Here is a 22,664-nt window from a genome sequence, read left to right on the forward strand (position 1 = left end):
CGCATTACTGGGTTGTTCTGGATGCTGCAAGAATAAGGCGGTCGGACGGCGGCAGGTCGAACCGCGGCTCGACACCCAGGAGCGGCGCGATCCGCTCGATCACCTTGCCGCCGGTCGGCACCGCGTTCCAGCCCGAGGTGATGAAACCATGCGTTTCGGGCAGCGCCTGCGGCTCGTCCAGCATGATCAGGACGTGATATTTGGGATCGTCGCAGGGCAGGATGGCGGTGAAGGAGTTGAGCACGCGCTTCTTGGCGTAGCGCCCGTTGATGACCTTCTCGGACGTGCCGGTCTTGCCGCCGACGTAATAGCCCTTGACGTCGGCGGTCTTGGCGGTGCCGATCTCGGCATTGAGCCGCATCAGATACCGCATCTTGTCGCTGGTATCCTGCTTGATGACGCGCTTGGCGAGCGCCATCGCCTCCTGCTCGCTGCGCTTCAAGAACGTCGGCGGAATCAGATAGCCGCCGTTCACCAGTGCATTGATGCCCATCACCGCCTGCAGCGGTGCCACCGCGATGCCGTGACCGAACGAGATGGTGACGGTGTTCAATTCGCCCCACTTCTTCGGCACGATCGGGGACGCGCTCTCCGGCAGTTCGGTGCGCAGCCGCTCGAGCTGGCCCATCTTGCGCAGGAAGGCCTTGTGCGCATCGACGCCCATCGCCAGCGCAATGCGCCCGGCGCCGATGTTGGAGGAATAGTAGAACACCTCCTTCATGTTGATCATGCGGCCCATGTTGTGATCGTCATGGATCGCGAACTTGCCGTAATGCAGCGGGCCGCGCGCATCCCACATCGAGTTGAGGTCGAACCGGCCGCTATCGAGCCCCATCGCCAACGTGAACGCCTTGAAGGTCGAGCCCATCTCGTAAACGCCGGTGGTCAGGCGGTTGATGCGATCAGGGTCGTGCGCTTCCTTCGGATTGTTGGGATCGAAATCCGGCAGCGAGACCATCGCCACGATCTCGCCGGTCTTGACGTTGGAGACGATGCCGGAAGCGGCCTTGGCGCGGAACTTGTCCTTGGCCTTGAGGAGTTCGTCGCGCAGCGCGTGCTCGACGCGCAGATCGACCGAGAGCTCGATCGGCTTCTGCAGCCGGTCGGTGGCAAAGCCGGCGCGGTGGAGATCGGCGAGCCCCTGATTGTCGAGCCACTTCTCCAGGCCCGCGATGCCCTGATTGTCGATGTTGACCAGACCGATGATGTGGGCGACCTCGTTGCCGGTCGGATAGACGCGCTTGTTCTCGCGCAGGAAGCCGATGCCGGGAAGGCCGAGCTTGTGGATGGCCTGCTGCTGCGCCGGCGTGACTTCGCGCTTGAGCCAGGCGAAGCCCTTGCGCGACTTCAGGCGCTCGCGCACCTCGCTGGTGTCGAGATCGGGCAAGGCTCCGGTCAAAAGCTCGATCGCCTCGTCCTTGTCGATGATGCGGCGCGGCTCGCTGAACAGGCTCGCGGCCTTGACGTCGGTCGCAAGGATCGCGCCGTTGCGGTCGACGATATCGGGCCGCGCGGTCGCAATGGCGTCCTGCGAGGCGGTGCGGCGCGCGCCATGGCTGTCGGCGCCGACGGCGAACAGCACCAGCCTCCCCGCCAGCACGCAATAGACCGCAGCGAAAGCGAGGATGGCAAGACCAACGCGCGCGCGCGCCTTGGCGGCGCGGTCGACATTACTGCCGTACAGCAGCGTGCGGATCAGCCGCTGGTTCCATGGCTCGGCAGGTTTCACGGCCGGTGTGTTGGCGGGTGCCGGATCGGTCATGGCTGGTCCCGTCATTGCTGGTCTCCCCCGCCCTGCCCGGAGTCTTCGGGCGCAGGCTGGTCGGCGGCCGACTGGTCGGTCGCCGCCTTGTCGATCGATCCGGTGGTGCTGTCGGGCGCCGCGGCCGCCTCGATGGTGTCGATCATCGCGCCGATCGGATCGCGCGAACCGGGCCGCGTGAAGCTCGGCGGCCGCTCCGGCAGGTTCTTCAGGGAATCGTACTGGTTGGCGTTGATCGGCTTCAGCGGCAGATGGCGCTCGGCGAGGCCCTGCAGCCGGAGCGGCGCATCGAGCTTGGCCCATTCGGCGCGCAACGCGGCGATCGCGTTGCGCTGCTCGCGGATCTCGGCATTGAGCTGCAGCACGCGCTCGACGCGCGCGGTCGATTCCATCTTGATGCGGTAGACATAGGACGCCGCGAAGATCAACATGCCGATGACGAGGAGATGGAGAAGGCGCATCGTCACCCTCCCCGCTTCAAGTCGGACAGCCGCGGCCATGACGGCAGGTCGTCGTCGGCGTGCACCGGCGCAGCGGTGCGTTCGGCGGCACGCAGCTTGGCCGATCGCGCGCGCGGATTGGCGGCAAGCTCGGCCTCATCGGGCGTCACCGGACGCTTGGTCAGGATCTGAAAGCTTGGCGCCGCTTTCGCCACCTCGGGCAAATGCCGCGAGCCGGCGGAGACCTTGCCGCGCAGGCTGAGAAAATTCTTGACGATGCGGTCTTCCAGCGAATGGAACGAGACCACGACGAGGCGGCCGCCGGGCTTGAGCATGCGCTCGGCCGCCGCGAGCGCCGTCTGGAGCTCGTCGAGTTCCTCGTTGACGAAGATGCGCAGCGCCTGGAACGTCCGCGTTGCCGGATGAATCTCGTTCGGCTTGGCGCGCACGACCTTCGCGACGATATCGGCAAGCGCGTCGGTCGTCGTGATCGGCGCGTCCTTGCGCGCGGCGACGACGGCGCGGGCAACGCCGCGCGAATGCCGCTCCTCGCCGAGAAGATAGATGATGTCGGCGAGATGTTTCTCGGAAGCCGTCGCGACCACGTCGGCCGCGGTCGGGCCCGTCTGCCCCATCCGCATGTCGAGCGGACCGTCGAGGCGGAAGGAGAAGCCGCGGCCGGCCTGGTCGAGCTGCATCGAGGACACGCCGACGTCCATCACGACGCCGTCGATCGCCTCGACGCCTTGCGCCGCGCAGACCTCGGCAAGACTGGAGAAGCGGCCCTCGACCAGCATCAGCCGGCCGCCTGCGCCGTCGACCAGATCGAAGCCGCCGGTTATCGCGGTGCGGTCGCGGTCGATGCCCATCACGCGGGTATCGGCGACATCGAGGATCGCCCGGCTGTAGCCGCCTGCACCGAAGGTCGCGTCGACATAGATGCCGCCGGCGCGCGGAGCGAGATACGCGACCGCCTCGCGACCCAGCACCGAAATGTGACGCGGCGCACGCTCGCTCATGCGCCGCTCCCGGGCGGGGCCGCGTAATTGGCATGCAAGCTGGGTGCGCGCCAACTCATTGCGCCTCGAATCCTCGCGCCCAGAGCCTTCGTCGTTCCGATTGGATCGGAACGGGGCTCTGGATTCCTGTTTTGACGCATTTTCGAGACGCGAACCGGTACCCACTTCGCTCGAAAACACGTGAAAAAGCCGCTGCGTGACGCCAGCGCCAACTCCCGTCCTCGGCCGCAAATCCTGATATCCGACCGGAATTGGGAGGGTTTCCATGGGATTTCGCGCAAACAGCGGGGCTCAGCGTCCTTTGGCCGTCCCCCGAAACCGGTTCGGCACTTCACCTCTCAGTAACGGCACTTAACGTTAAGAAAACGTTGATGATCGGTTAGCGCAATCGCACGGCTTTGATCCGCATTCGAGTGATACCCTCGCGACCTACTCCGGGCACAATGGCGCGGCGCATCGTGCGGATCACGGAACCCGGCAGGGGTCGATTGCGCGGCCCGTACGGTAAAGGAATAGTAAACGCCTATTTGTTTATCCATATGTCAAAATGCTTCCTCCTGGTTCGGGTTTGAGTGATTCGTATGGCTTCAAGTTCGTCTTCGTCCGGCAACGCTGATTCGAAGCGTCAGCGCGCCCTCCCTGTTCCAAAGGGGGTGGCGGACGCGAAGACGTTCACGCCGGATTCCTCGATCGCCTCCGACGTGATCCCGTCGGCGAACTTCGGCGATCGCGCCAATGGCCGGCAGCCGGACATGATCGTGCTGCACTACACCGGCATGCCCGATGTCGAGGGCGCGCTGGCACGGCTGTGCACGGCCGGCACCGAAGTCTCGGCGCATTATGTCGTGCTGGAGGACGGCCGCATCGTGCAATGCGTGCCCGAGGCCAAGCGCGCCTGGCACGCGGGCGCCTCCTCCTGGGCCGGCGAGGACGACATCAATTCCTGCTCGATCGGCATCGAGATCATCAATCGCGGCCATGACTGGGGCTATCCCGAGTTTCCGCTGCGCCAGATCGCCGCCGTGATCGCGCTGTGCCGCGGCATCATGCTCCGCCGCAACGTGCCGGCCCACCGGGTGCTTGGCCATTCCGACGTCGCGCCCGCCCGCAAGAAGGACCCCGGCGAGAAGTTTCCGTGGCATTCGCTGGCCAATTCCGGCGTCGGCCACTGGGTCCAGCCGGCGCCGATCGTGCGCGGCGACGCGCTGCAGCTCGGTGCGATCAGCGACAGCGTCTCCAACATGCAGGCCGCGTTCCGGCGCTACGGCTACAACATCCCAACCAACGGCAAGTTCGACGGCCCGACCATGGAGGTCGTCACCGCCTTCCAGCGTCACTTCCGCCCGGAGCGCATCGACGGGATCGCCGACCGCTCCACCATGGCCACACTGCACGCGCTGCTCGAGAGCCTGCCGCCGGATGCGGCGACGGTGGTCGCGTCGAGCTAGGCTCGCCTCTGTCCGTCATTGCGAAGGAGCGGTGCATTTTCCTGCCAAGTGTGCGTGCACGTTGGAACTTTTCGGCCCGTGCGGTCTTTGTAGCTGGGGCGGTCCGAGTGGAGATTCGTCCATGTTCAAAGCACTGATCGCAGGAGCCGCCGCCGTCGGCCTCATTGTCGCTCCGGCTGCCGCTGGCGCTATGTCGACCCAAAGCAAGACCATGTCGTCGACCCATCACAAGACCCAGAAGGTCCATCACGCGCAGAAGAAGATGGCACCCGGCACCACGACCGGCATGTCGAAGGGAACGACGACCGGGCAATCGAGCACCGGCGCCAAGGCAAAGACAGGTTACTGAGCACGCTCAACGCCGCACGGAGCGCTGACCATCGCGGATGAATGGCGCGCCGTCACTGGCCACGCACGAGATGGGGCGCGTCACCCCATCTCGGCGATGCGCCGCGCATAGAGCCGCCGCAGCGGGTCGAGTTGCGTGGCTGCCGTTGCAACGAGATAAGCCTGCCGCGCTTCGTCCTTGCGGCCGAGGCGGCGCAGCAAATCGGCGCGCACCGCGGGTAGCTGGTCATACCCCTTCAAAGTGCCGCGCGCGTCCAGCGCATCGACGAGATCGAGCGCTCGTGCCGGCCCATCGACCATCGACACCGCCGCGGCGTGGTTCAGCTCGATCACCGGCGACGGATTGATGCGCAGCAAAACCTCGTAGAGTCCCGCAATCTGCGGCCAATCGGTTTCCTCAAAGCTCGCCGCACGCGCATGCAGAGCGGCGATCGCAGCCTGCACTGCATAGGGCTGCGGCCGGCCGGGCACCCGCAGCGCTTCCTCGACCAGTTCGAGGCCTTCGGCGATCTGCTGGAAATCCCACAGCGAACGGTCCTGCTCCTCGAGCAGCACGATATCGCCGCCGGCGGTCTGGCGGCCGGCGCGACGCGCATCATGCAGCAGCATCAGCGCCAGCAGCCCCTTGATCTCGCCGCGCGCCGGTATCAGCGCATCGATCAGCCGCGCGAGCCGGATGGCCTCGGCCGCAAGATCGGGCCGCATCAGGTCCGCCCCCTCGGTCGCAACATAGCCTTCGGTGAAGACGAGATAGATCACGGCGAGCACGCCATCGAGCCGCGGCGCCAGCGCGTCGCGCTCGGGCACCTCATAGGGGATGCCGGCCAGCCTGATCTTCTGCTTGGCGCGGACCAGCCGCTGCGCCATTGCCTCCTCGCCCACGAGGAACGCGCGCGCGACCTGCGCCGTCGACAGCCCGCAGACGGTGCGCAGCGTCAGCGCGACCTGGACCTCGGGCGCGAACGCGGGATGGCAGCAGGTGAAGATCAGCCGCAGCATGTCGTCGTCGAGCGTTGCGTCGGCCGGCTCGGGCGAGGACTCCGCATCGAGCAGGATTTGATGCGTCAGTTCCTGCTGCTTGCCGCGAAACGTCGCCGCGCGGCGGGCGCGGTCGATCGCCTTGTTGCGGCCGACATTGACCAGCCAGGCACGCGGATTGGAAGGAAATTCGCCGATCGGCCAGCGCTGCAGCGCCACCGCAAAAGCATCCTGGAGCGCGTCCTCGGCGAGATCGAAATCGCCGACGAGACGGATCAGCGTGGCCAGCGCACGTCCCGCCTCGTCGCGGAAGATTTTGTCGATCTCGCTGCGGGTCATGAGTTTCACCGTCATTCCGGGACGATGCGAAAGCATCGAACCCGGAATCTCGAGATTCCGGGTTCGCTTCGCGCCCCGGAATGACCGTTGGTCTTATCGCGGGTTGTCGTAGATCATCACCGGCCTGACTTCGATCGAGCCGGTCTTGGCGCCGGGAATCCGCGCCGCGAGGCTGAGCGCCGTGTCCAGATCCTTCGCCTCGACGAGATAGTAGCCGCCGAGCTGCTCGCGCGTTTCCGCGAACGGACCATCGGTCGTCAGCGTCTTGCCCTCGCGCACGCGCACGGTCGTCGCGGTCGACACCGGCTGCAGCCCGTCACCCGCCTTGAAGTGTCCGCTCTGGATGATGGACTGGGTGTAGACGGCATATTCCGCCGACAGGGCCTTGCGGTCGTCGGCATTCATGCCGCCATATTCCGCGTCGCTCCGGTAGATCAGCAACAGGTATTGCATCTTGAGAACTCCTCTTGATCGGCTGGATCGCCGACACCCAGTCGAACGGGCGACACGCGGGACGACATCGTCAGGATAAATTATTTTGGCCGCCCGGCGTGGATGCCTCGCCGGCCCCGGCGGGCAGCGGCGCCGGCTTATATCGGATATTCCGATAGTAATCGCCAGTATTATTCGTTTGTTAAATTCATGGCAGTGCGTAGCCTTGGAGTCGGGATGCCCGGAGGACTTCGCCATGACACCACTGCCGCAGACAGCAACACGCCTTTCCCGGCTCCTGCTGTCGATGCTGTACCGAATCCTGCGCAGCCGGATCGTGGCGAAACCGCGCCACCACGCCAGTCAGGTCGCCTCGAGCATCGCCGCGGGCGGCAATCCGCTCGGCGTGTGAGCAGGCAATGCAACGGGGCACCACGCGCCTGAAAGCGCTGCGTCAGCTGATCGCCGACGAAGGGCTGACCATCGCGATCCTTGCGGCGGTTGCCGCAGCGACGGTGATCGCATTTGGTTTCGGTGCGGAAGCCGACATCGTGGCCTCGATGCTGGTCATCGGCCTCGTGACCGCGCTGGCGGAGACCCGCCTACGATCGGGAAAGTAGCTCCAGCTGCCGTGACCGGCTTCCGGAGGGAATGACCGGGAGCTTGCAGGCTATCCGTGTCATTGCGAGCGAAGTGAAGCAACCCATCTGTTCGCATGTGCGGAGCGATGGATTGCTGCGTCGCTACCGCTCCTCGCAAAGACGGCATGGCTTCCCGGCCCTTACGACGATGTCCCGGCCTGCTGCGCGGCGCGGCGCCGCAACTCCTTGAGCTCCTCGAAACGCTTGGTCACGTCGCGCATCACGGCGACGGTGCCGGCAACCTTGCGCGCCGCATCGTGCAGCATCACGATGGTGAATTCGACGGAGATGCGCGTCCCGTGCCTGGTCAGCGCCGGCACCGACAGCAGATCGCCCTGACCGTAGCGGCTCGTCCCGGTCGCCATCGTGTGCCGGAAGCCGGCCCAGTGACGCGCGCGCAGATTCTCCGGAATGATCAAATCGAGCGATTGTCCGATCGCCTCCTCGGCGCTGAAGCCGAACATCCTGACCGCGCCGGGATTCCACAACGTGATGCGGCCTTCGACATCGGTCGCAACGATCGCGTCGGAGGCGCCCTTGAGCAACGCGTCTCCCACTTCTGCCGCAATATCCATCGTTTGACCTCCCGCTGATGCCGATCCTGCTGTGAACGCGGACGTTTGCGCTGACAAGCGAAGAAAGCCGATGGAACGGATCGGTGATGCCGATAGCAATCGCGGTCAGCGCCGCCGCCGCGTGGCGGGCTTGGCCCGCGGGAGGTCCGCGCTCGCATTAACCTGGGATGCGGCGAGCCGATGCATGGTCTCGACCGCGCGCGCCAGATGATCGTCCTGGGCGTCAGCCGGATAGGCGACATAGGCCGGCATCGCAAAGCCAGGTGCACCGGCAACGGCGTGCAGCCGCCGCGCCTTCAGGAGCGGCTCCACGATTCGGCGCGCAAAGAATCCGGAGCCGCCATTCTCCAAAAGATGCTGCAATCCGAGCCAGCCGATATTCACCGTCAGCGCGGGGCCGGCGAAATTCGGAAACAGCGTGGCGTGACGCGCGTAGAATTCGGGTCCCCAATCGACATAGACATAGCCAGGTCCCGGCTCCGGCGCGCTCTTCGGATCGGTCGACACCAGGATGAGCTGCTCCTCGAACAGCTGCTCGACCTTGAGGCCGGGGCGGCTCTGTGGCGTGTACATCACGCCAATGTCGATGCGTCCCTCGACCAGCCCCTGCATCAGCTCCGGCTCGAGCGCGCTCTCGGCACGGATCGAGATGTCGGGATGCGCCCGCGTCATCAGCGGCAGCCAGCGCAGCAGATACTCTTCCCAAAGTCCGATGCGGCCGCCGACCACCAGCGTCGCGGAAAACCCCTTGGGGATTCCGACATCATGGCGCGCCTGCTCGACGGTGCGGACCAGCACCGAGGCGTGGCGCTGAAACTGGCGGCCCGCCGGCGTCAACGTGGTGCCGGCCTTGTTGCGCACGAATAGCATGCAGCCGAGCTGCTGCTCGAGCGTGTGGATGCGGGTGCTGACGGTCGACTGGCTGACGTGCAGCCGCTCCGCCGCGGTGATGAAGTTGCCGGCGCTCACCACCGTCAGGAACGTCCGGGCCAGTTCGGTATCCATGGCGCCTCGACCTTTGGATCGATCAAATCGATATCAAAGGCCCCTCCTCTGCGAATGTCAAAATCGAAGACCAGCCCGGGCGCTGGGCCAGGGTTAACCATCGCAATCGCTTGACGCGGGCGGCCAAAGCCCCATGCGTAATCCGTCAGTCGGCCGGACGGCCGCTCCGGCACGTGCCGAAAGGCCGCCGGGGAGGAAAGTCCGGGCTCCCTTGACATGCGGTGCCGGATAACGTCCGGCGGGGGTGACCCCAGGGAAAGTGCCACAGAGAACGAACCGCTTCCTCCTCGGAGGAAGTAAGGGTGAAAAGGTGCGGTAAGAGCGCACCGCGGTTCCGGCAACGGAGCCGGCATGGCAAACCCCACCGGGAGCAAAACCGAATAGGGACGGCTTAAGCGGGCTGTTCGCGCAAGCGATAACGCCGCGGGGCGATGTCAGGCCCGCCGTCCGGGTAGGTTGCTCGAGGCCATGTGCAAACACGGTCCCAGAGGAATGGTCGTCACGTATCGTTCGCGCAAGCGGGCGGTGCCCTACAGAACCCGGCTTACAGGCCGGCTGATATCTTGGACCATGAGGGGCTCGGCGCAACACGCCGGGCCCCTCGCCATTTTCAGATCAACGTCGTTCCAGCCATGCGCGCCGGCGAAAAGCAGAGCCAACCCGTCGTCTTGCGTCAGAACGACCCGAATGCGGTGCCGATCGCAATCACCGCTGCGAGAGCAATGACAGAACTCACGATGCCGACCATGACAATGTCGAGATAGCTTTCGCGATGCTTGAGCCCACAGATCGCAAGCAGGCTAACGACAGCGCCGTTGTGAGGTAGAATGTCCAGCGTTCCCGAACCGATCACCGCGACGCGATGCAGCAGGCCGGGATCAATACCCGCCTCCGCGGCAAGATCCATATAGGTCCGTCCCAGCGCATCGAGCGCGATCGTCAAGCCGCCGGAAGCCGACCCCGTCAGCGCCGCAAGGATGTTCGTCGCGACTGCGAGCGACACCAATGGACCGCCTTCAATTCGCAACACCCAGTCCCGCACCACGCCGAAAGCGGGAAGCGAGGCGATAACGGCACCGAATCCGACAAGGCTTGCGACGCTCAGCGCCGGCAGGACCGACGCGTTGGCACCGGCATCCATGGTTCGTCGCAGTGCGGGCAGTCGCGTCCAGTTGCAGAGGATGACCGTCACGATCGCTCCTGCCAGCGCCACGACAACCGACCAGACACCGGCCACGGCAGCCAGCGATGTATTTCCCCATCGCTGTTCGGCCAGGAACGAAAAATCGAGCCGTGGCAGCACCACCAGCGACATCACCAGATTGACGGTCACGACGACGACGATCAGGGGAAGCAAGGCGTTGAAAATCGGGACGGCGGCATCGCTGTGATATCCGTGGCGGAGCTCCGCCGGGTCGAATTCCCGCGCCGTCGTAGCCCGCTCGCGCAACAGCTCATCGTCGGCTGCATCCGCCGGAACCGGCGGCTCGTCGCCATAACCCTCTTTTGCGCGACGCGCTGCTTTCTCCGCGCGAAGCAGCCACCACAGCCCGACGCCCAGCATGATGAGCGAGGCGACGATGCCGAGGCCCGGCGCGGCAAACGGCGTCGTGCCGAAGAACGGCATCGGGATCGCATTCTGGATGGACGGCGTGCCAGGCAGGGCCGACATGGTGAAGGTCGACGTCCCGAGAATGACCGCCGCCGGTACCAGACGACGTGGAATCCCCGCCGCGCGAAACAGCGAGCGTGCCATGGGAACGATGACGAAAAACGCAACGAACAGGCTGACACCGCCATAGGTGACCAGCGCGCCGGCGAGCACGACCGCGAGGATCATCCGGCGTTCGCCCAGGCACCGGGAGATGAAGCCCGCGACCGCAGCGACCGCGCCGCTGTCATCCATGAGCTTTCCGAACACGGCGCCAAGCAGAAAAATAGGAAAGAACTGCGCGAGAAACTCCGACGCACTACCCATGAAGGTCTGCGTCCAGTTCGCAAGCAGCGGCTCGCCACCGAAGGCTGCGGCCACCAGCGCACAGAGCGGCGCGAGCAGCAGCACGCTCCAACCGCGGAAAGCAAGACAGACCAGCAGTCCAAGCCCGACGAGAATGCCGAGAAGACCCATCGTCTCAGCACTCCGCCAGCAGAATATCGAGATCTGCGGTCGAACGCTCACCGAGATCGGCGCCATGCGCGTCGAGGAATTCGCCGGCGGCTCGCCGCCCTTCCTCGTGCAGCTTCGCCACGAACGCCCATTCGGCATTAAGCTTGGATGACGAACCGAACGTCGCAAGCATGTCGCTCTTGATCCGGTGCGTCTTCATCTGCGCCCAGCGGGCGCCTTCCCCCGTACCGGGGTCGGCGACCTGGCGAAGCAACGCGATCATCCGCAGCTCCTTTGCCAGCGGCGAGTTGAACGAGATCTCGTTAAGCCGGTTGAGGATCTCAGCAGCCGTCCGCGGATCCTCCAGCCGCTCGGTGGGATTGATCTGGACGAGAATGGTGTCATGCGCGTCGCTCTCCCGAACCAGCGGGGTGATCGTCGGGTTGCCGGCAAAGCCGCCGTCCCAATAGGGCTCGCCGTCGATCTCGATCGCGCGGAACATGGTCGGCAGGCAGGCCGATGCCAGAAGCACATCCGCCGTGATCTCCGCGTTGCGGAAAATCCGTCCGCGGCCCGTACGGACGCGCGTGGCGGTGATGAAGAGCTTGATCGGCGCCCGTGCAAGACGCTCGAAATCGATACTGTCGTTCAATATGTCGCGTAGCGGATTGAAGCCAAGCGGATTGAGGTCGTAGGGTGAAAGCATCCGCGACATCAAATCGGTGAAGAGATAGGCCGGGGAGCTGTCAAGCGACCAGCGTCCCATCAGGCGGTCGAGCGGCGACCGTTGCAGCGGACTGAATGCGGCGGCGCGCGAGACGCTTCGCCAATATTTTTCAAGCGCTTCGCGCGCACCGGCGGCGCCGCCCGCGGTCCAACCATCCGCCAGCACGGCTGCGTTCATCGCTCCGGCCGATGTCCCGGATATGCCCGCAATCTGAAACCATGGTTCTTCGAGAAGCCGATCCAGGACACCCCACGTGAACGCACCGTGCGATCCCCCACCTTGAAGCGCCAGGTCTACGAGCACGGGGCTGCGGTTCATGAATCCATGCTCACCAGCACGCGAGACGCTCATTATGTCGCAGTTTAGCCGAACATGCGAGACAAAGTTGCGGTCGCTGCGCAATTCCGATGGCGAACTTCGAACGATATTATTTCAACTCGAAGCGAAGCGAACCGATCGCTTCAGTGCCGCAGGCCCACGTTTCTTAAAAGGCGACATGCATGGGGTGGCGGGCGTAAAGTGTGCCTCTCGCGGAGGATCGCAGATGGACCTTCAGAAGATCATGGCGAAGGCAAGAGACATCGCCAGGAGTACCGGCACGATCACAACCGAGCAACTGAACGGGATGTGCCCCAACAATATGGAGCCCGAAGATATCGCGGCTCTCTTTGCGGCTCTGCGGACTGAGGGGATTCGTCTCAAGGACGACGAAGCGGAAAAGTAGGAGCCACTGTGCTTTGACGCTATGGCAAGACAATCGATCACCGCGATCGAAGCGCTGGCTGAGTTTGGATAGTGACAGATTGGCCTCCGGCGGCATTGCAGCTATGATCCGCTGGAGCTGGACGTGTCCTTCTGCCCCGAGATTCAAGAAGATCAAAAGGAGGAATCGGAATGTCGGTCGCCTGCAAGTTCGAACGCAGCATCCTCAGCCATGAGGAATATGAAGCAATCCGCCTGACGCATCATCCCGCCATTTACGGCGTCGAGGTAAGCGAGCTCGAGGCCATGCGACCCCGCTTGCGCAAGATGCGCGACAAGGAGCGAACGGTCGGCCGACAAAAGCAGCGCGAGAGCCGCGGAAAGGCCGAGGTGCTCGGCACGAGCTTTCCGGGGACCGCCAAGCATGCTTCGGAGCGTAAGCAGGTGTTCGCAGCAGCGCTGAAGCGGGTCAACACGGAGCTGAGGCGTCAGCACAATCTGGCAGCCCGGACGGCAAATATCGAAGCAGCGCGAAAGGCCCTCGCGCTGCACCGTGCGGCGAACTTCACGACGCGTCCCCCGGCTGGAGCCACCGCGGGCGACGGCATGGCGTCGAAGCCGAGCGAACGCCGACGAAAGATCATTGCGGGCGCAAAGATCGGACGCATATCGCAGGCGACAAAGGTCGCGCAAGCCGTTCGCGACGCGCGCGGTGCATGATCCATAACTCACGCCCGCGGGCGTCAAAAGCGGACATCAAGAAACTGCAGGCGGCGATGCAGGAAAAGGCCCGCGCCGACTGATCGCAGGGCATGCGCGGGCCGCGCCGCCTGGCGGAGAGCCCGCACCTGCGGTTCATCGCGCGGCTGCGGATATGACCGAACGAGAAGTCGCTTCCCATCATCAACGGCAGCAGAACAGCGCCGCCGGTGCGAACGGCTTCGCCAATTCGCTCACCAGGAAATGATCGGGTGCATTTGCGCAATTGCGTTCGTCGTCGGCAACGCGGCGCTCGTAGATCTCGTCCGTGAAGCGAGGGTTGCGGTGCACGAGTACGATCCGGATCGCTAGATCTGCCCTCAGGCCACGATCTCCTGCAGCATCGCCATCAGCGCCTCCGGCGCGGTGACGTTGGGCGAATGGCTGGCGTCGATCTCGAAATAGCGCCAGCCGGCTTCGTTTCTGATGCGCCGGGCGAACTGGCCGAACGTGTCGGCCTGCGTGGCGCGGGTGGCGTAGATATAGCTGCGCGGCAGGCTGGTCTCGCCGTGCTTCAACCGCAATTTCTGCTCGAAGCATTTGATCGGCATGTCGACGCGCCGCGCGCTCAGCCATGCGACGTCTGCGGGCGACGTGTCCGGCGGCACCGGCATCGGCGGAATACGCCAGCCGTCGCCGTCGCTCGCGAACTCACGCATGGTCTCGATGGCCGATTCATTGAGATCGAACAGCGATTGGCCATCGCGCGGCACGAAGGCGTCGAGATAGATCAGCTGCGTCACGCGCTCGCGCGCGCGATCGGCGACGCCGGTCGCGACCATGCCGCCATAGCTATGGCCAAGCAGCACGATGTCGCGCAGGTCCTCGTAACTGATGACGCTGAGCACATCCTGGATATGCGCCTCGAGGTCGAGTCCCTGATGCGCAAGGTGCGCGCGCTCGCCAAGCCCGGTGTAGCTCGGCGTGACCAGCCGATGTCCGGCGGCCTGCATCAGGGGATGCATCTTCTTCCATGCCCAGCCTGCCGACCAGGCGCCGTGACAGACCAGAAAGGTTTTTTGCGAGTTCGCAGGCCAGCCTGAAGTCATGGGATGCTTCCGTTCCGATTATCGTTGATGAGCCGCGATTTTGAAGTGTACCCACGATGCACGTCGTGTAAACGTGCGGTCGCTCCCTCCCTTCGTCATTCCGGGATGGTCCGAAGGACCAGACCCGGAATCTCGAGATTCCGGGTTCGATGCTGCGCATCGCCCCGGAATGACGACTGAAAGGCCTCAATGAACCCGGCAAGCTATGCGATCCTGTTGTTCGGCGCGCTGGCCGGCGGCTTCGTCTCTGGACTGGCCGGGTTCGGCACGGCGCTGATGGCGCTCGGCATCTGGCTCTACGTCCTGCCGCCCTCGCTCGCGGTACCGCTGGTGCTGATCTGCTCGGTGATCGCACAGCTCTCGACCTTGCCGTCGATCTGGAAGAGCATCGATTTCCGTCTGGTCTGGCCGTTCGTCATCGCAGGCCTCGCCGGCGTGCCGATCGGCATCTTGCTGATCGCGCGGGCCGACCCCGAGGTTTTCAAGCTGACGATCGGCGTCTTCCTGCTGGTGTTTCCGACCGCGTTGTTCCTGCAGCGCAAGCCGATGTCGATCGCCTTCGGCGGCAAATGGGCCGACGGAGCGATCGGCTTTGCCGGCGGCATTCTCGGCGGCCTCGCCGGACTCTCGGGGCCGCTGCCGATCCTCTGGGCCAACATCCGCGGCTGGAACAAGCATGAGCGTCGCGGCATCTTCCAGCTCTTCAACTTCACGGTCCTGGCGGCCGCGCTTTGCGTGCAGATCGCAAGCGGCCTGGTGAAGCCCGAGCTGATCTGGCTGGTGGCGTGCGCGTTTCCGGGGACGCTGCTCGGCGCCTGGCTCGGCGCGCGGCTCTATCATGCGCTCAGCGACCGCAATTTCTCCGACGTCGTGCTGCTGCTGCTGTTCCTGTCCGGCGTCGCGCTGGTGTGGAACGGGCTGGCGCCGAAATAGCGCGGGCGCTGCGAGAGCGCCGGTTCTGATCCAATCAGATCCGAAGCTCCAGCCATGCGCCATCTCACTCCGCCGCGGCCTGGCCGAACTCGGTCGCCTGACGCTCGAACAGGCCGCGATAGATGCCGCCGGGACGCGCGGCCAGCATCGCATGCGTGCCTTGCTCGACGATCTCGCCGCGATCGAACACCAGGATGCGATCGAGGCTCCTCACCGTCGACAGGCGATGCGCGATCACGATCGAGGTACGGCCCTTCATCAGGCGCTCCATCGCCTGCTGGATCAGCGCCTCCGATTCCGAATCGAGGCTCGACGTCGCCTCGTCCAGGATCAGCACCGGCGCGTCCGCCAGGAAAGCGCGCGCCAGCGCCACGCGCTGCCGTTCGCCGCCCGACAGTTTCACGCCGCGCTCGCCGACCAGCGTGCCGTAGCCCTTCGGCAGGCGCAGGATGAAATCATGCGCGTTGGCAAGCCGCGCCGCCTGCTCGATCGCCTCGAGGCTGGCGCCGGGCCGGCCATAGGCGATGTTCTCCGCAAGCGTGCGGTGGAACAGGATCGGCTCCTGCTGCACGATCGCGATCTGGCTGCGCAGCGACTGCTGCGTGGCGTGCGCGATGTCCTGCCCGTCGATCAGCACGCGGCCACCGGTGACGTCGTAGAGCCGCTGCACCAGCTTGACGAAGGTGGTCTTGCCGGAGCCGGAGCGGCCGACCAGGCCAACGCGTTCGCCGGCGCGGATCTTGACAGACAAGCCGTCGTACAGCGGCGCGCGATGGCCGCCATAATGGAACGTGACGTCGTCGAACACGATGCGGCCGCCCTGGATGTCGATCGTCCCAGCATCGTCCGCATCCGCAATGCCGATCGGCTCGTCATGGATCGCCACCAGTTCGTCCATGTCGTTGACCGAGCGCTGGAGGTTGTTGATGTGCATGCCGACGTCGCGCAAGTAGGCGTGAATGACGTAGTAGCTCGTGAGCACATAGGTGACGTCGCCGGGCGTGGCACGGCCCTGCGCCCACAGCAGGATCGCACCGCCGATCACCGAGGCGCGGAAGCACAGCAGCACCACGAGCTGCGCCGTCGCGGTGTAGTTGTAGCGGAACCAGGTCCGCCGTACGCGCACGCGCCAGCGGTTGATGACACGGGCGAGCCGCGTGTCCTCGCGCGCTTCCGCGCCGAACGATTTCACCACCGCGTTGCAGGTCAGCGCGTCCGCCAGCGTGCCCCCGACCTTGGTGTCCCAGGCGTTGGAGACGCGCGCGGCGGGCGCGACGTAACGTACCTGGAACACCATGGTCATCGCGACATAGATCACCGAGCCGACCGCGATCACCGCGCCTAGCTGCGGCCAATGCGCGCCGATCAGGATCATCGAGCCGACCAGCACCAGCAGCGACGGCGCCAGAGCCATCAGGATGGTGTCGTTGAGCAGGTCGAGCGCCCACATGCCGCGGGTGATCTTGCGCACCGTGGATCCGGCAAAGGAGTTCGCGTGCCAGTCGGTCGAGAAACGCTGTACGCGCGTGAACGCGTCCTGCGCGACGTCGGCCATGATCTTCAGCGTGAACGGCACGATCGTCTGGATGCCGACCAGCCGCAGCACCAGCGACAGCGCGCCGAGGCCGACGATGGCGCCGAACGCCAGCATTGCCGCATGGCGCGCGGCCGCATCGGTGGCGCCCGCGGTCAACGCGTCGACCAGATGGCCGGAAAACACCGGCATGAACAGGTCGGCCGCGGTCGCGCCGAGGAATCCCGCCGTCACCGCGGAGGCACGCAGCGGCTGTTGCAGCCAATGGCGGAACACAAAGGGAAGCACGATCCGGATCGCGGCCGGTCTCTTGGTCGTCAGAGAGGGCATGGCACGTTCCGGCCACGCCTTTGCAGCGCGTGCCGGCTCCATCTGAGGCGACGTGCGGGCGGAGTCCGACCGCGTGCGCCGCTGGAAATTGTCGATAAATTGTTGGGAAGTTTTGATGATCGGGGATCAGGCCCGATCAGCGCCGGGAGCTAACGCCTGAACGCGTTCAGCACCGTCGAACGCGGGCGCGCGATCTGCGAAATAAGCGACTTCATGCGCATCTCCCCGGTTCGAGTAAGGAAGCGCTGCTTATAAATGCATCACGCGCGGTTGGCAAGGTAACATCGGCGTGAGTGCGTCAATGTGTCGACGACGTCAGCTATTCACGCGACCGGGCGTAGCCCGCGCGAAATCCAATGCGCTCAATGCGCGTCGCCGCCGCTCGCGGTCATCGACGGCGGCTTGTTGACGAACAGCACCAGCAGGCTGAGGCCGAGATAGAACAGCGTCAGCATGAGGAAGGTGTCGCCGAAGCTCATCACCACGGCCTGGCGATGCACGAGCTGGGAGAGCTGCTTCATCGCCATGATGGCGGAATCGCCCATGCCCTGCATGCGCTGGGTGAACATGCTCAGGGTTTCGGTCGCGGTCGCGTTGCCCCAGGTCACGCGTTCCTGGAGGCGGGCGATGTGCAGGTCGGTGCGGTCGTTGAGCACGGTGTTGATGACGGCAAGACCCACCGCGCCGCCGAGATTGCGCATCAGGTTGAACAGGCCGCTCGCGTTCTTCACCCGGTCAGGTGGCAGCGTGCCGAGCGCGACGTTGTTGGTCGGCACCATCGCGAACATCATGCCGACGCCGCGCAGGATCTGCGGCACCAGCAGCTCGTAGAAATCGTATTCGCGGGTGATCCAGGTCATCTGGTAGGAGCCGATCGCGAAGGTCACGATGAGCCCGAACGCGATCATGTAGCGCATGTCGAGCGTGGCCATCAGCCGGCCGACCAGCGGCGCGACCAGGAACATGGTGATGCCGGAGACGAACATGGTCTCGCCGATCATCAGCGCGCTGTAGCCCCGCACCTGGGCGAGATAGAGCGGATAGATATAGGTCAGGCCGTAGAGGCCGATGCCGATGCAGAACTGCAGGGTGCAGCCGACGGCGAAATTGCGATCGGAGAAGGTGCGCAGATTGACGATCGGCTCGTCCACCGTGAACACGCGCCAGAAGAAGGCGATCGCCGAGACGAAGCCGACCGCGGCGCAGACCGCGACCGAGGTGTCCTGCAGCCACTCATACTGCGGACCCTCCTCCAGCACATATTCGAGCGTCCCGAGGAAGCTGGCCATGAACAGCAGGCCCCACCAGTCGAAACGATCGAGCAGTTCGAACTGCGGCTCGTCGAAATCGACCAGCGCCAGCACGCCGATGGTGATGCCGATGCCGGGCACGACGTTGATGAAGAACAGCCAGTTCCACGACATCAGGTCGGTGATGTAGCCGCCGACCGTCGGCCCGATGGTCGGCGCCAGCGTCGCGACGAGGCCGATGATGGGCCCGACGATGTGGAATTTCGTCCGCGGAAAGACGGTGTAGGCCGAGGCGAACACCGTCGGAATCATGCCGGCGCCGAGAAAGCCCTGAAGCGCGCGCCAGACGATCATCTCCTCGATGGTAGTGGCGAAGCCGCAGAGCAGGCTCGAGGCGGTGAAGCCGGCCGCCGAGATCGCGAACAACAGTCGCGTGCCGAAGGCGCGCGACAGAAAACCGGACAGCGGGATCGCGATCACCTCGGCGATCAGATAGGCGGTCTGCACCCAGGAGACCTCGCTGGAGCTCGCCGACAGGCCGGCCTGGATCTCGCTGAGGGACGCCGAGACGATCTGGATGTCCAGGATCGACATGAACATCCCGAACACCATGATGATGAACGCGAACAGCCGCTTCGGCGCAATGCGCTCGGACTCCGGGGCGCCGGTCATCATCGAGGGCGAAGCAGTGGTCGTATCAGCCATGGGCTCATCGGCTCCGAGCCTCGGACTCTGTCCGAAGCTTCAAGACATCACTGCGGATGGATCATCGTCGGCGCGTCGAGATCGGTTTCGGCGTCGGCATCGGCCGCGCCCTCGCGGGTGTCGACGGTGGTGTAGACCGACATGCCCGCGCGCAAGAGACCCTGCTTGGCGACGCTGGCAGGCACGCGGATGCGGACCGGCACGCGCTGCACGATCTTGGTGAAATTGCCGGTGGCGTTGTCCGGCGGCAGCAGCGTGAACACCGAGCCCGCACCCGCCGCGATGCTGTCGACGACGCCGGAGAACTTGCGCATGCCGTAGGCGTCGACCTTGATCGTCACCGGCTGGCCGGGGCGGATGCGCTTGAGCTGCGTTTCCTTGAAGTTGGCGTCGATATAGACGTCGTCGAGCGGCACGATGTTGCCGAGGCGCTGGCCGACCGCGACGAAGTCGCCGGTGTTGACCAGGCGGTTGGAGAACGTGCCGTTGACCGGTGCGCGCACCGCGGTGAAGGCGAGGTCGCGCTCGGCCTTGGCGAGCGTGGTCTTGAGCTCGGCGAGCTGGGCCTGGGCCTCGGCCTGCTGCGCCCTGGCGACATCGACATTGTCCTTGGCCGCATCATAGGCCGCCTGCGCGGACCGCACGCTGGCCGCGCCCTGATCGCGGCCGGCCTCCGAGACTTCAAACGTGGCACGCGAGGCAAAACCCTTGGTGCTGAGCGCCTGCTGCCGGTCGAAATCGAGATCGGCGCGCTTCAGTCCGGCCTGGGCGGACACCAGCTGGGCCTGCGCCTGCTCGACCGAACTCGCCGCCGCCGCAACCTGGCGGCCGATGCGCTCGATCGTCGCCTGCTGGGTCGCGATCCGGGTGCGGGCGGCGTCGACCGCGATACGGTAGTCGCCGTCGTCGATGCGGAAGACGATGTCGCCGGCACGCACCGGCGTGTTGTCGCCGGCGAGGATCGCGGCAATGTGGCCGGCAACGCGCGCGCCGAGCATCGTATTGTTGGCGCGGACATAGGCGTCGTCGGTGGAAACATAGAAGCGACCGACCAGCGTGTAATAGCCGGCGTAGCCCGCGGCCGCGAGCGCGAGGACGAGGCCGACGCCCATCAGGACGAATTTGCGCTTGCCGGATTTCGGCGCTGCCGCCGCAGCGGGCGAAGCCGCGGGCTGCTCGGGCACAGACGCGGGCGGCGCCTCCGCGGGACGCTTGGCTTCATCAGCCCGACCCTGCTCGCCGAGATCGGCGGATGCATCGCGCGCGATCGCGTCCTCGGCCATCTCAGGCTCCGAACGAACAATGCGTGCAGCCTGATCCCGTGCTGCGGCCATAGCCGAGGCTCCCCACAAAAATCTTGACGCGCGCTATGGCGGAATAAGGGCCGTGCGGCGCATCGTCACTCCCAAGATACCATTGACCGAACGGTTCGGTCAATCTATATTCTCGCCTCTAGATTATAAGGCTTCGATTCTACCCTTTCCTACTTTGGGTTGAGTTCTTTCCCGAGAAGCTAAATCAATGGTTGCAGCGCCCCGAACCTCCCTCCTGTCCGTCGGCGAGGAGGAATTGTCGAAACGCCGCCAGATCCTCGACGGCGCCCGCAAAGTGTTCATGGACCTCGGTTTCGATGGCGCCAGCATGGGCGAGATCGCGCGCGCGGCTCAGGTCTCGAAGGGCACGCTCTACGTCTACTTCCCCGACAAAGCCGGGCTGTTCGCGGCGATCGTCGAGGAAGAGAAGCTCGAGCAGGGCAAGGTCGCCTTCAATTTCGATCCGGCGCGCGACGTCGACACCACCCTCCACGAATTCGGCCGCGCCTATGTCGCGGTGCTGTGCCGGCCCGGCGGCGGATCGGCGATCCGCACCGTGATGGCGATCGCCGAACGCATGCCCGAGCTCGGCAGCCGGTTCTACACCCACGTCATCGCCCACACCGTCGACCGCTTTGCCGCTTATCTCGAGGCACGCGCCGCGCTCGGCGAGCTCGTGATCGACGACTACCAGCTCGCGGCCTGGCAGTTCATGCAGATGTGCCAGGCGACGCTGTTCCAGGCGTTCATCTTCCAGGCCAGGCCGTCGCCCTCGCCGGAGCGGATCGCAACCGTCGTCGACAGCGCGACGCGCGTGTTCTTCGCGGCGTACCGGCCGAAGGCCGATCGATAAGGTCAATTGCACGTCACTTTATCCGCGTGATTGCGAGCCACCCGGTCGGCGCGAAGCGCCGCCGGATGACAGGCTCCGCGAAGCAATCCATTTCTCCCGCTTGCGGAGCGATGGATTGCTTCGTCGCTTCAGCGCAAAATTGCCTCGCAATTTCGTCGCGAGCTCCTCGCAATGACGACGAGACATTGGTGCGCTATCATCGCGCTTGCGGCGACAATGCGAGAACGCTTATCCATGAATGACCTCAGCATCCGGCATATGCAGCCTGACGAGATCGCGCTCGCGGTGGATTGGGCCGCGGCGGAGGGATGGAATCCCGGTCTCGCCGATGCGCCCTGCTTTGCCGCCGAGGACCCACAGGGCTTCTTCGTCGGCGAGATCGACGGCGAGCCGGTCGCGACCGTCTCCTGCGTCAATTACGACGACCGCTTCGCCTTCCTCGGCTTCTACATCGTGCGCCAGCGCTTTCGCGGCGCGGGCCATGGCCTGCGCATCTGGAACGCAGCCATCGCGCATGCGGGCGGACGCGTGATCGGGCTCGACGGCGTCGTGGCGCAGCAGGACAATTACAAGAGGTCCGGCTTCCAGCTCGCTTACGCCAATATCCGCTATGGCGGCACTGTCGCCGCACCGTCCGCGCCGAGCGACCGCACCGTCGCGCTGACCGATCTGCCGATGGCGCTGATCGAGGCCGATGACGCCACGGTGTTTCCCGCACCGCGGCCGGCATTCCTGCGCGCCTGGATCAACACGTCAGGACATGTCGGTCGCGCGCTGATGCACGACGGCAGGCTGGCCGGCTGGGGCGTGATCCGCCCGTGCCGGACCGGCCGCAAGATCGGCCCGCTCGTTGCTGACGACCGTGCCGGCGCCGAGGCCGTTGTCGCGGCATTGCTCGCGAGCGCGGGCAGCGGCGAGGTCTTCCTCGATGTCCCCGCGGTCAATCGCGACGCCGTGGCGCTGGCGCAAGGCCTCGGGCTGTCACCAGTGTTCGAGACCGCGCGGATGTATACCGGCGCGATCCCGGCGCTGCGGATCGATCGCCTGTTCGGCGTCACGACATTCGAGCTCGGTTAGCGCGAGATGTCGCCAGGTTGAAAGGTCTCGCGGCAGACTGCTGCACCTCCCCCGCTTGCGGGCAGGGCTATCGCATGTGGGCTCGATAGCTCCACAAACTCGTCATGCCCGGCCTTGTGTCGGGCATCCACGTTCTTGGCGCGGCAGGAAAGACGTGGATGGCCGGGACAAGCCCGGCCATGACGGCTCGGAAACACCGGTGCTAGAGCCATAGGCCCGTGGGGCGAGTCGTGCGCTTTTACGATTTCGGAATATTAGAAATATATCCGTGAGTTGCCCGACGTGTCAAGTGGCTCGGTCGAACGCCCGCCACCGCCGGCTCCTTTGCATGGGGTTGT

23 protein-coding genes and 1 other RNA gene are annotated in these 22,664 nt (G+C 65.1%); 10 read left to right on the plus strand and 14 right to left on the minus strand.

The window, feature by feature from the left end; all coding sequences use genetic code 11:
* Positions 1 to 4: 4 nt before the first annotated feature.
* From RX327_RS28675 to rsmH, 3 genes are read right to left on the minus strand one after another with little or no spacing between them, the layout of a single operon-like run.
* Entirely contained in the window at positions 5 to 1,762 is a 1,758-nt protein-coding gene (locus RX327_RS28675) for a penicillin-binding protein 2 (RefSeq protein WP_317251344.1), read from the minus strand.
* A gap of 11 nt (positions 1,763 to 1,773) precedes the next feature.
* On the minus strand, positions 1,774 to 2,223 hold the full coding sequence (locus tag RX327_RS28680; RefSeq protein ID WP_038377244.1) for a hypothetical protein: 450 nt from the start codon (positions 2,221 to 2,223) through the stop codon (positions 1,774 to 1,776).
* Positions 2,224 to 2,225: 2 nt separating this feature from the next.
* Positions 2,226 to 3,221 carry a 16S rRNA (cytosine(1402)-N(4))-methyltransferase RsmH gene (rsmH, locus tag RX327_RS28685; RefSeq protein WP_317247809.1) on the minus strand — a complete coding sequence of 332 codons (996 nt, stop codon included), beginning with the start codon at positions 3,219 to 3,221 and terminating at the stop codon, positions 2,226 to 2,228.
* A gap of 581 nt (positions 3,222 to 3,802) precedes the next feature.
* Here rsmH and RX327_RS28690 point away from each other — a divergent pair.
* Together RX327_RS28690 and RX327_RS28695 are read left to right on the plus strand one after the other, a co-directional pair.
* Positions 3,803 to 4,669, plus strand: a complete 867-nt coding sequence (locus RX327_RS28690; protein WP_317247810.1) for an N-acetylmuramoyl-L-alanine amidase — start codon at positions 3,803 to 3,805, stop codon at positions 4,667 to 4,669.
* A 121-nt stretch (positions 4,670 to 4,790) separates the two neighbouring features.
* Positions 4,791 to 5,018 (plus strand): hypothetical protein, encoded by a 228-nt coding sequence (locus tag RX327_RS28695; protein WP_016840052.1) that lies wholly within the window; start codon positions 4,791 to 4,793, stop codon positions 5,016 to 5,018.
* Between the two features lie 80 nt (positions 5,019 to 5,098).
* On the opposite strand, the gene RX327_RS28700 is transcribed toward RX327_RS28695, so the two are convergent.
* Together RX327_RS28700 and RX327_RS28705 are read right to left on the minus strand one after the other, a co-directional pair.
* Complete coding sequence (locus RX327_RS28700) at positions 5,099 to 6,334, minus strand: RNA polymerase sigma factor (RefSeq protein ID WP_317247811.1); 1,236 nt, start codon at positions 6,332 to 6,334, stop codon at positions 5,099 to 5,101.
* Positions 6,335 to 6,427: 93 nt separating this feature from the next.
* On the minus strand, positions 6,428 to 6,787 hold the full coding sequence (locus tag RX327_RS28705) for a YciI family protein (protein WP_317247812.1): 360 nt from the start codon (positions 6,785 to 6,787) through the stop codon (positions 6,428 to 6,430).
* Positions 6,788 to 7,022: 235 nt separating this feature from the next.
* Between RX327_RS28705 and RX327_RS28710 the strand changes: the two genes are divergently transcribed.
* Both RX327_RS28710 and RX327_RS28715 read left to right on the plus strand, forming a co-directional pair.
* Entirely contained in the window at positions 7,023 to 7,178 is a 156-nt protein-coding gene (locus RX327_RS28710) for a hypothetical protein (protein WP_167350409.1), read from the plus strand.
* Positions 7,179 to 7,185: 7 nt separating this feature from the next.
* On the plus strand, positions 7,186 to 7,386 hold the full coding sequence (locus RX327_RS28715; protein WP_038383082.1) for a hypothetical protein: 201 nt from the start codon (positions 7,186 to 7,188) through the stop codon (positions 7,384 to 7,386).
* Between the two features lie 161 nt (positions 7,387 to 7,547).
* On the opposite strand, the gene RX327_RS28720 is transcribed toward RX327_RS28715, so the two are convergent.
* On the minus strand, positions 7,548 to 7,982 hold the full coding sequence (locus RX327_RS28720; RefSeq protein WP_050385385.1) for a PAS domain-containing protein: 435 nt from the start codon (positions 7,980 to 7,982) through the stop codon (positions 7,548 to 7,550).
* 105 nt (positions 7,983 to 8,087) lie between these two features.
* Positions 8,088 to 8,987, minus strand: a complete 900-nt coding sequence (locus RX327_RS28725; RefSeq protein ID WP_050385384.1) for a LysR family transcriptional regulator — start codon at positions 8,985 to 8,987, stop codon at positions 8,088 to 8,090.
* A 145-nt stretch (positions 8,988 to 9,132) separates the two neighbouring features.
* Between RX327_RS28725 and rnpB the strand changes: the two genes are divergently transcribed.
* Positions 9,133 to 9,550, plus strand: an RNA gene (gene rnpB / locus RX327_RS28730) — RNase P RNA component class A.
* 110 nt (positions 9,551 to 9,660) lie between these two features.
* Here the strand turns inward: rnpB and RX327_RS28735 are convergent.
* The gene (locus RX327_RS28735) at positions 9,661 to 11,115 is read right to left on the minus strand and encodes a GntP family permease (RefSeq protein WP_317247813.1); all 1,455 of its coding nucleotides are present in this window, start codon (positions 11,113 to 11,115) and stop codon (positions 9,661 to 9,663) included.
* A gap of 4 nt (positions 11,116 to 11,119) precedes the next feature.
* On the minus strand, positions 11,120 to 12,139 hold the full coding sequence (locus RX327_RS28740; protein WP_317251345.1) for a patatin-like phospholipase family protein: 1,020 nt from the start codon (positions 12,137 to 12,139) through the stop codon (positions 11,120 to 11,122).
* A gap of 226 nt (positions 12,140 to 12,365) precedes the next feature.
* Here RX327_RS28740 and RX327_RS28745 point away from each other — a divergent pair, with 226 nt between their 5' ends.
* Together RX327_RS28745 and RX327_RS28750 are read left to right on the plus strand one after the other, a co-directional pair.
* Complete coding sequence (locus RX327_RS28745) at positions 12,366 to 12,545, plus strand: hypothetical protein (RefSeq protein WP_028332564.1); 180 nt, start codon at positions 12,366 to 12,368, stop codon at positions 12,543 to 12,545.
* A 170-nt stretch (positions 12,546 to 12,715) separates the two neighbouring features.
* Entirely contained in the window at positions 12,716 to 13,243 is a 528-nt protein-coding gene (locus RX327_RS28750; RefSeq protein WP_317247814.1) for a hypothetical protein, read from the plus strand.
* A 183-nt stretch (positions 13,244 to 13,426) separates the two neighbouring features.
* Here the strand turns inward: RX327_RS28750 and RX327_RS28755 are convergent, their stop codons facing one another.
* A complete protein-coding gene (locus tag RX327_RS28755) occupies positions 13,427 to 13,573 on the minus strand; it encodes a hypothetical protein (protein ID WP_160321765.1) in 147 nt (48 codons plus the stop codon).
* A 29-nt stretch (positions 13,574 to 13,602) separates the two neighbouring features.
* Entirely contained in the window at positions 13,603 to 14,331 is a 729-nt protein-coding gene (locus tag RX327_RS28760; protein ID WP_317247815.1) for an alpha/beta hydrolase, read from the minus strand.
* A 189-nt stretch (positions 14,332 to 14,520) separates the two neighbouring features.
* Here RX327_RS28760 and RX327_RS28765 point away from each other — a divergent pair, with 189 nt between their 5' ends.
* Complete coding sequence (locus RX327_RS28765; RefSeq protein ID WP_317247816.1) at positions 14,521 to 15,264, plus strand: sulfite exporter TauE/SafE family protein; 744 nt, start codon at positions 14,521 to 14,523, stop codon at positions 15,262 to 15,264.
* 64 nt (positions 15,265 to 15,328) lie between these two features.
* Here RX327_RS28765 and RX327_RS28770 read toward each other — a convergent pair whose 3' ends face one another.
* The 3 genes from RX327_RS28770 to RX327_RS28780 form a co-directional block, all read right to left on the minus strand.
* A complete protein-coding gene (locus tag RX327_RS28770) occupies positions 15,329 to 17,128 on the minus strand; it encodes an ABC transporter ATP-binding protein (protein ID WP_317247817.1) in 1,800 nt (599 codons plus the stop codon).
* 362 nt (positions 17,129 to 17,490) lie between these two features.
* On the minus strand, positions 17,491 to 19,083 hold the full coding sequence (locus tag RX327_RS28775; RefSeq protein WP_317247818.1) for a DHA2 family efflux MFS transporter permease subunit: 1,593 nt from the start codon (positions 19,081 to 19,083) through the stop codon (positions 17,491 to 17,493).
* Between the two features lie 47 nt (positions 19,084 to 19,130).
* The gene (locus RX327_RS28780) at positions 19,131 to 20,417 is read right to left on the minus strand and encodes an HlyD family secretion protein (protein ID WP_317247819.1); all 1,287 of its coding nucleotides are present in this window, start codon (positions 20,415 to 20,417) and stop codon (positions 19,131 to 19,133) included.
* Between the two features lie 187 nt (positions 20,418 to 20,604).
* On the opposite strand from RX327_RS28780, the gene RX327_RS28785 reads away from it, so the two are divergent.
* A complete protein-coding gene (locus tag RX327_RS28785) occupies positions 20,605 to 21,249 on the plus strand; it encodes a TetR/AcrR family transcriptional regulator (RefSeq protein ID WP_317247820.1) in 645 nt (214 codons plus the stop codon).
* A gap of 234 nt (positions 21,250 to 21,483) precedes the next feature.
* Positions 21,484 to 22,326 carry a GNAT family N-acetyltransferase gene (locus RX327_RS28790; protein WP_317247821.1) on the plus strand — a complete coding sequence of 281 codons (843 nt, stop codon included), beginning with the start codon at positions 21,484 to 21,486 and terminating at the stop codon, positions 22,324 to 22,326.
* Positions 22,327 to 22,664: the final 338 nt, after the last annotated feature.

Source organism: Bradyrhizobium sp. BEA-2-5, assembly GCF_032918025.1.
Classification (GTDB): Bacteria; Pseudomonadota; Alphaproteobacteria; order Rhizobiales; family Xanthobacteraceae; genus Bradyrhizobium; species Bradyrhizobium pachyrhizi.

Bases quoted from the DNA above. Each gene is read 5' to 3' on its own strand.
- RX327_RS28760 (WP_317247815.1), bottom strand. From the start codon at position 14,331: ATGACTTCAGGCTGGCCTGCGAACTCGCAAAAAACCTTTCTGGTCTGT.
- rsmH (WP_317247809.1), bottom strand. From the start codon at position 3,221: ATGAGCGAGCGTGCGCCGCGTCACATTTCGGTGCTGGGTCGCGAGGCG.
- RX327_RS28770 (WP_317247817.1), bottom strand. From the start codon at position 17,128: ATGCCCTCTCTGACGACCAAGAGACCGGCCGCGATCCGGATCGTGCTT.
- RX327_RS28780 (WP_317247819.1), bottom strand. From the start codon at position 20,417: ATGGCCGCAGCACGGGATCAGGCTGCACGCATTGTTCGTTCGGAGCCT.
- RX327_RS28785 (WP_317247820.1), top strand. From the start codon at position 20,605: ATGGTTGCAGCGCCCCGAACCTCCCTCCTGTCCGTCGGCGAGGAGGAA.
- RX327_RS28740 (WP_317251345.1), bottom strand. From the start codon at position 12,139: ATGAACCGCAGCCCCGTGCTCGTAGACCTGGCGCTTCAAGGTGGGGGA.
- RX327_RS28725 (WP_050385384.1), bottom strand. From the start codon at position 8,987: ATGGATACCGAACTGGCCCGGACGTTCCTGACGGTGGTGAGCGCCGGC.
- RX327_RS28775 (WP_317247818.1), bottom strand. From the start codon at position 19,083: ATGGCTGATACGACCACTGCTTCGCCCTCGATGATGACCGGCGCCCCG.
- RX327_RS28765 (WP_317247816.1), top strand. From the start codon at position 14,521: ATGAACCCGGCAAGCTATGCGATCCTGTTGTTCGGCGCGCTGGCCGGC.
- RX327_RS28700 (WP_317247811.1), bottom strand. From the start codon at position 6,334: ATGACCCGCAGCGAGATCGACAAAATCTTCCGCGACGAGGCGGGACGT.
- RX327_RS28735 (WP_317247813.1), bottom strand. From the start codon at position 11,115: ATGGGTCTTCTCGGCATTCTCGTCGGGCTTGGACTGCTGGTCTGTCTT.
- RX327_RS28745 (WP_028332564.1), top strand. From the start codon at position 12,366: ATGGACCTTCAGAAGATCATGGCGAAGGCAAGAGACATCGCCAGGAGT.
- RX327_RS28680 (WP_038377244.1), bottom strand. From the start codon at position 2,223: ATGCGCCTTCTCCATCTCCTCGTCATCGGCATGTTGATCTTCGCGGCG.
- RX327_RS28690 (WP_317247810.1), top strand. From the start codon at position 3,803: ATGGCTTCAAGTTCGTCTTCGTCCGGCAACGCTGATTCGAAGCGTCAG.
- RX327_RS28750 (WP_317247814.1), top strand. From the start codon at position 12,716: ATGTCGGTCGCCTGCAAGTTCGAACGCAGCATCCTCAGCCATGAGGAA.
- RX327_RS28790 (WP_317247821.1), top strand. From the start codon at position 21,484: ATGAATGACCTCAGCATCCGGCATATGCAGCCTGACGAGATCGCGCTC.
- RX327_RS28675 (WP_317251344.1), bottom strand. From the start codon at position 1,762: ATGACCGATCCGGCACCCGCCAACACACCGGCCGTGAAACCTGCCGAG.
- RX327_RS28710 (WP_167350409.1), top strand. From the start codon at position 7,023: ATGACACCACTGCCGCAGACAGCAACACGCCTTTCCCGGCTCCTGCTG.
- RX327_RS28705 (WP_317247812.1), bottom strand. From the start codon at position 6,787: ATGCAATACCTGTTGCTGATCTACCGGAGCGACGCGGAATATGGCGGC.
- RX327_RS28720 (WP_050385385.1), bottom strand. From the start codon at position 7,982: ATGGATATTGCGGCAGAAGTGGGAGACGCGTTGCTCAAGGGCGCCTCC.
- RX327_RS28695 (WP_016840052.1), top strand. From the start codon at position 4,791: ATGTTCAAAGCACTGATCGCAGGAGCCGCCGCCGTCGGCCTCATTGTC.
- RX327_RS28715 (WP_038383082.1), top strand. From the start codon at position 7,186: ATGCAACGGGGCACCACGCGCCTGAAAGCGCTGCGTCAGCTGATCGCC.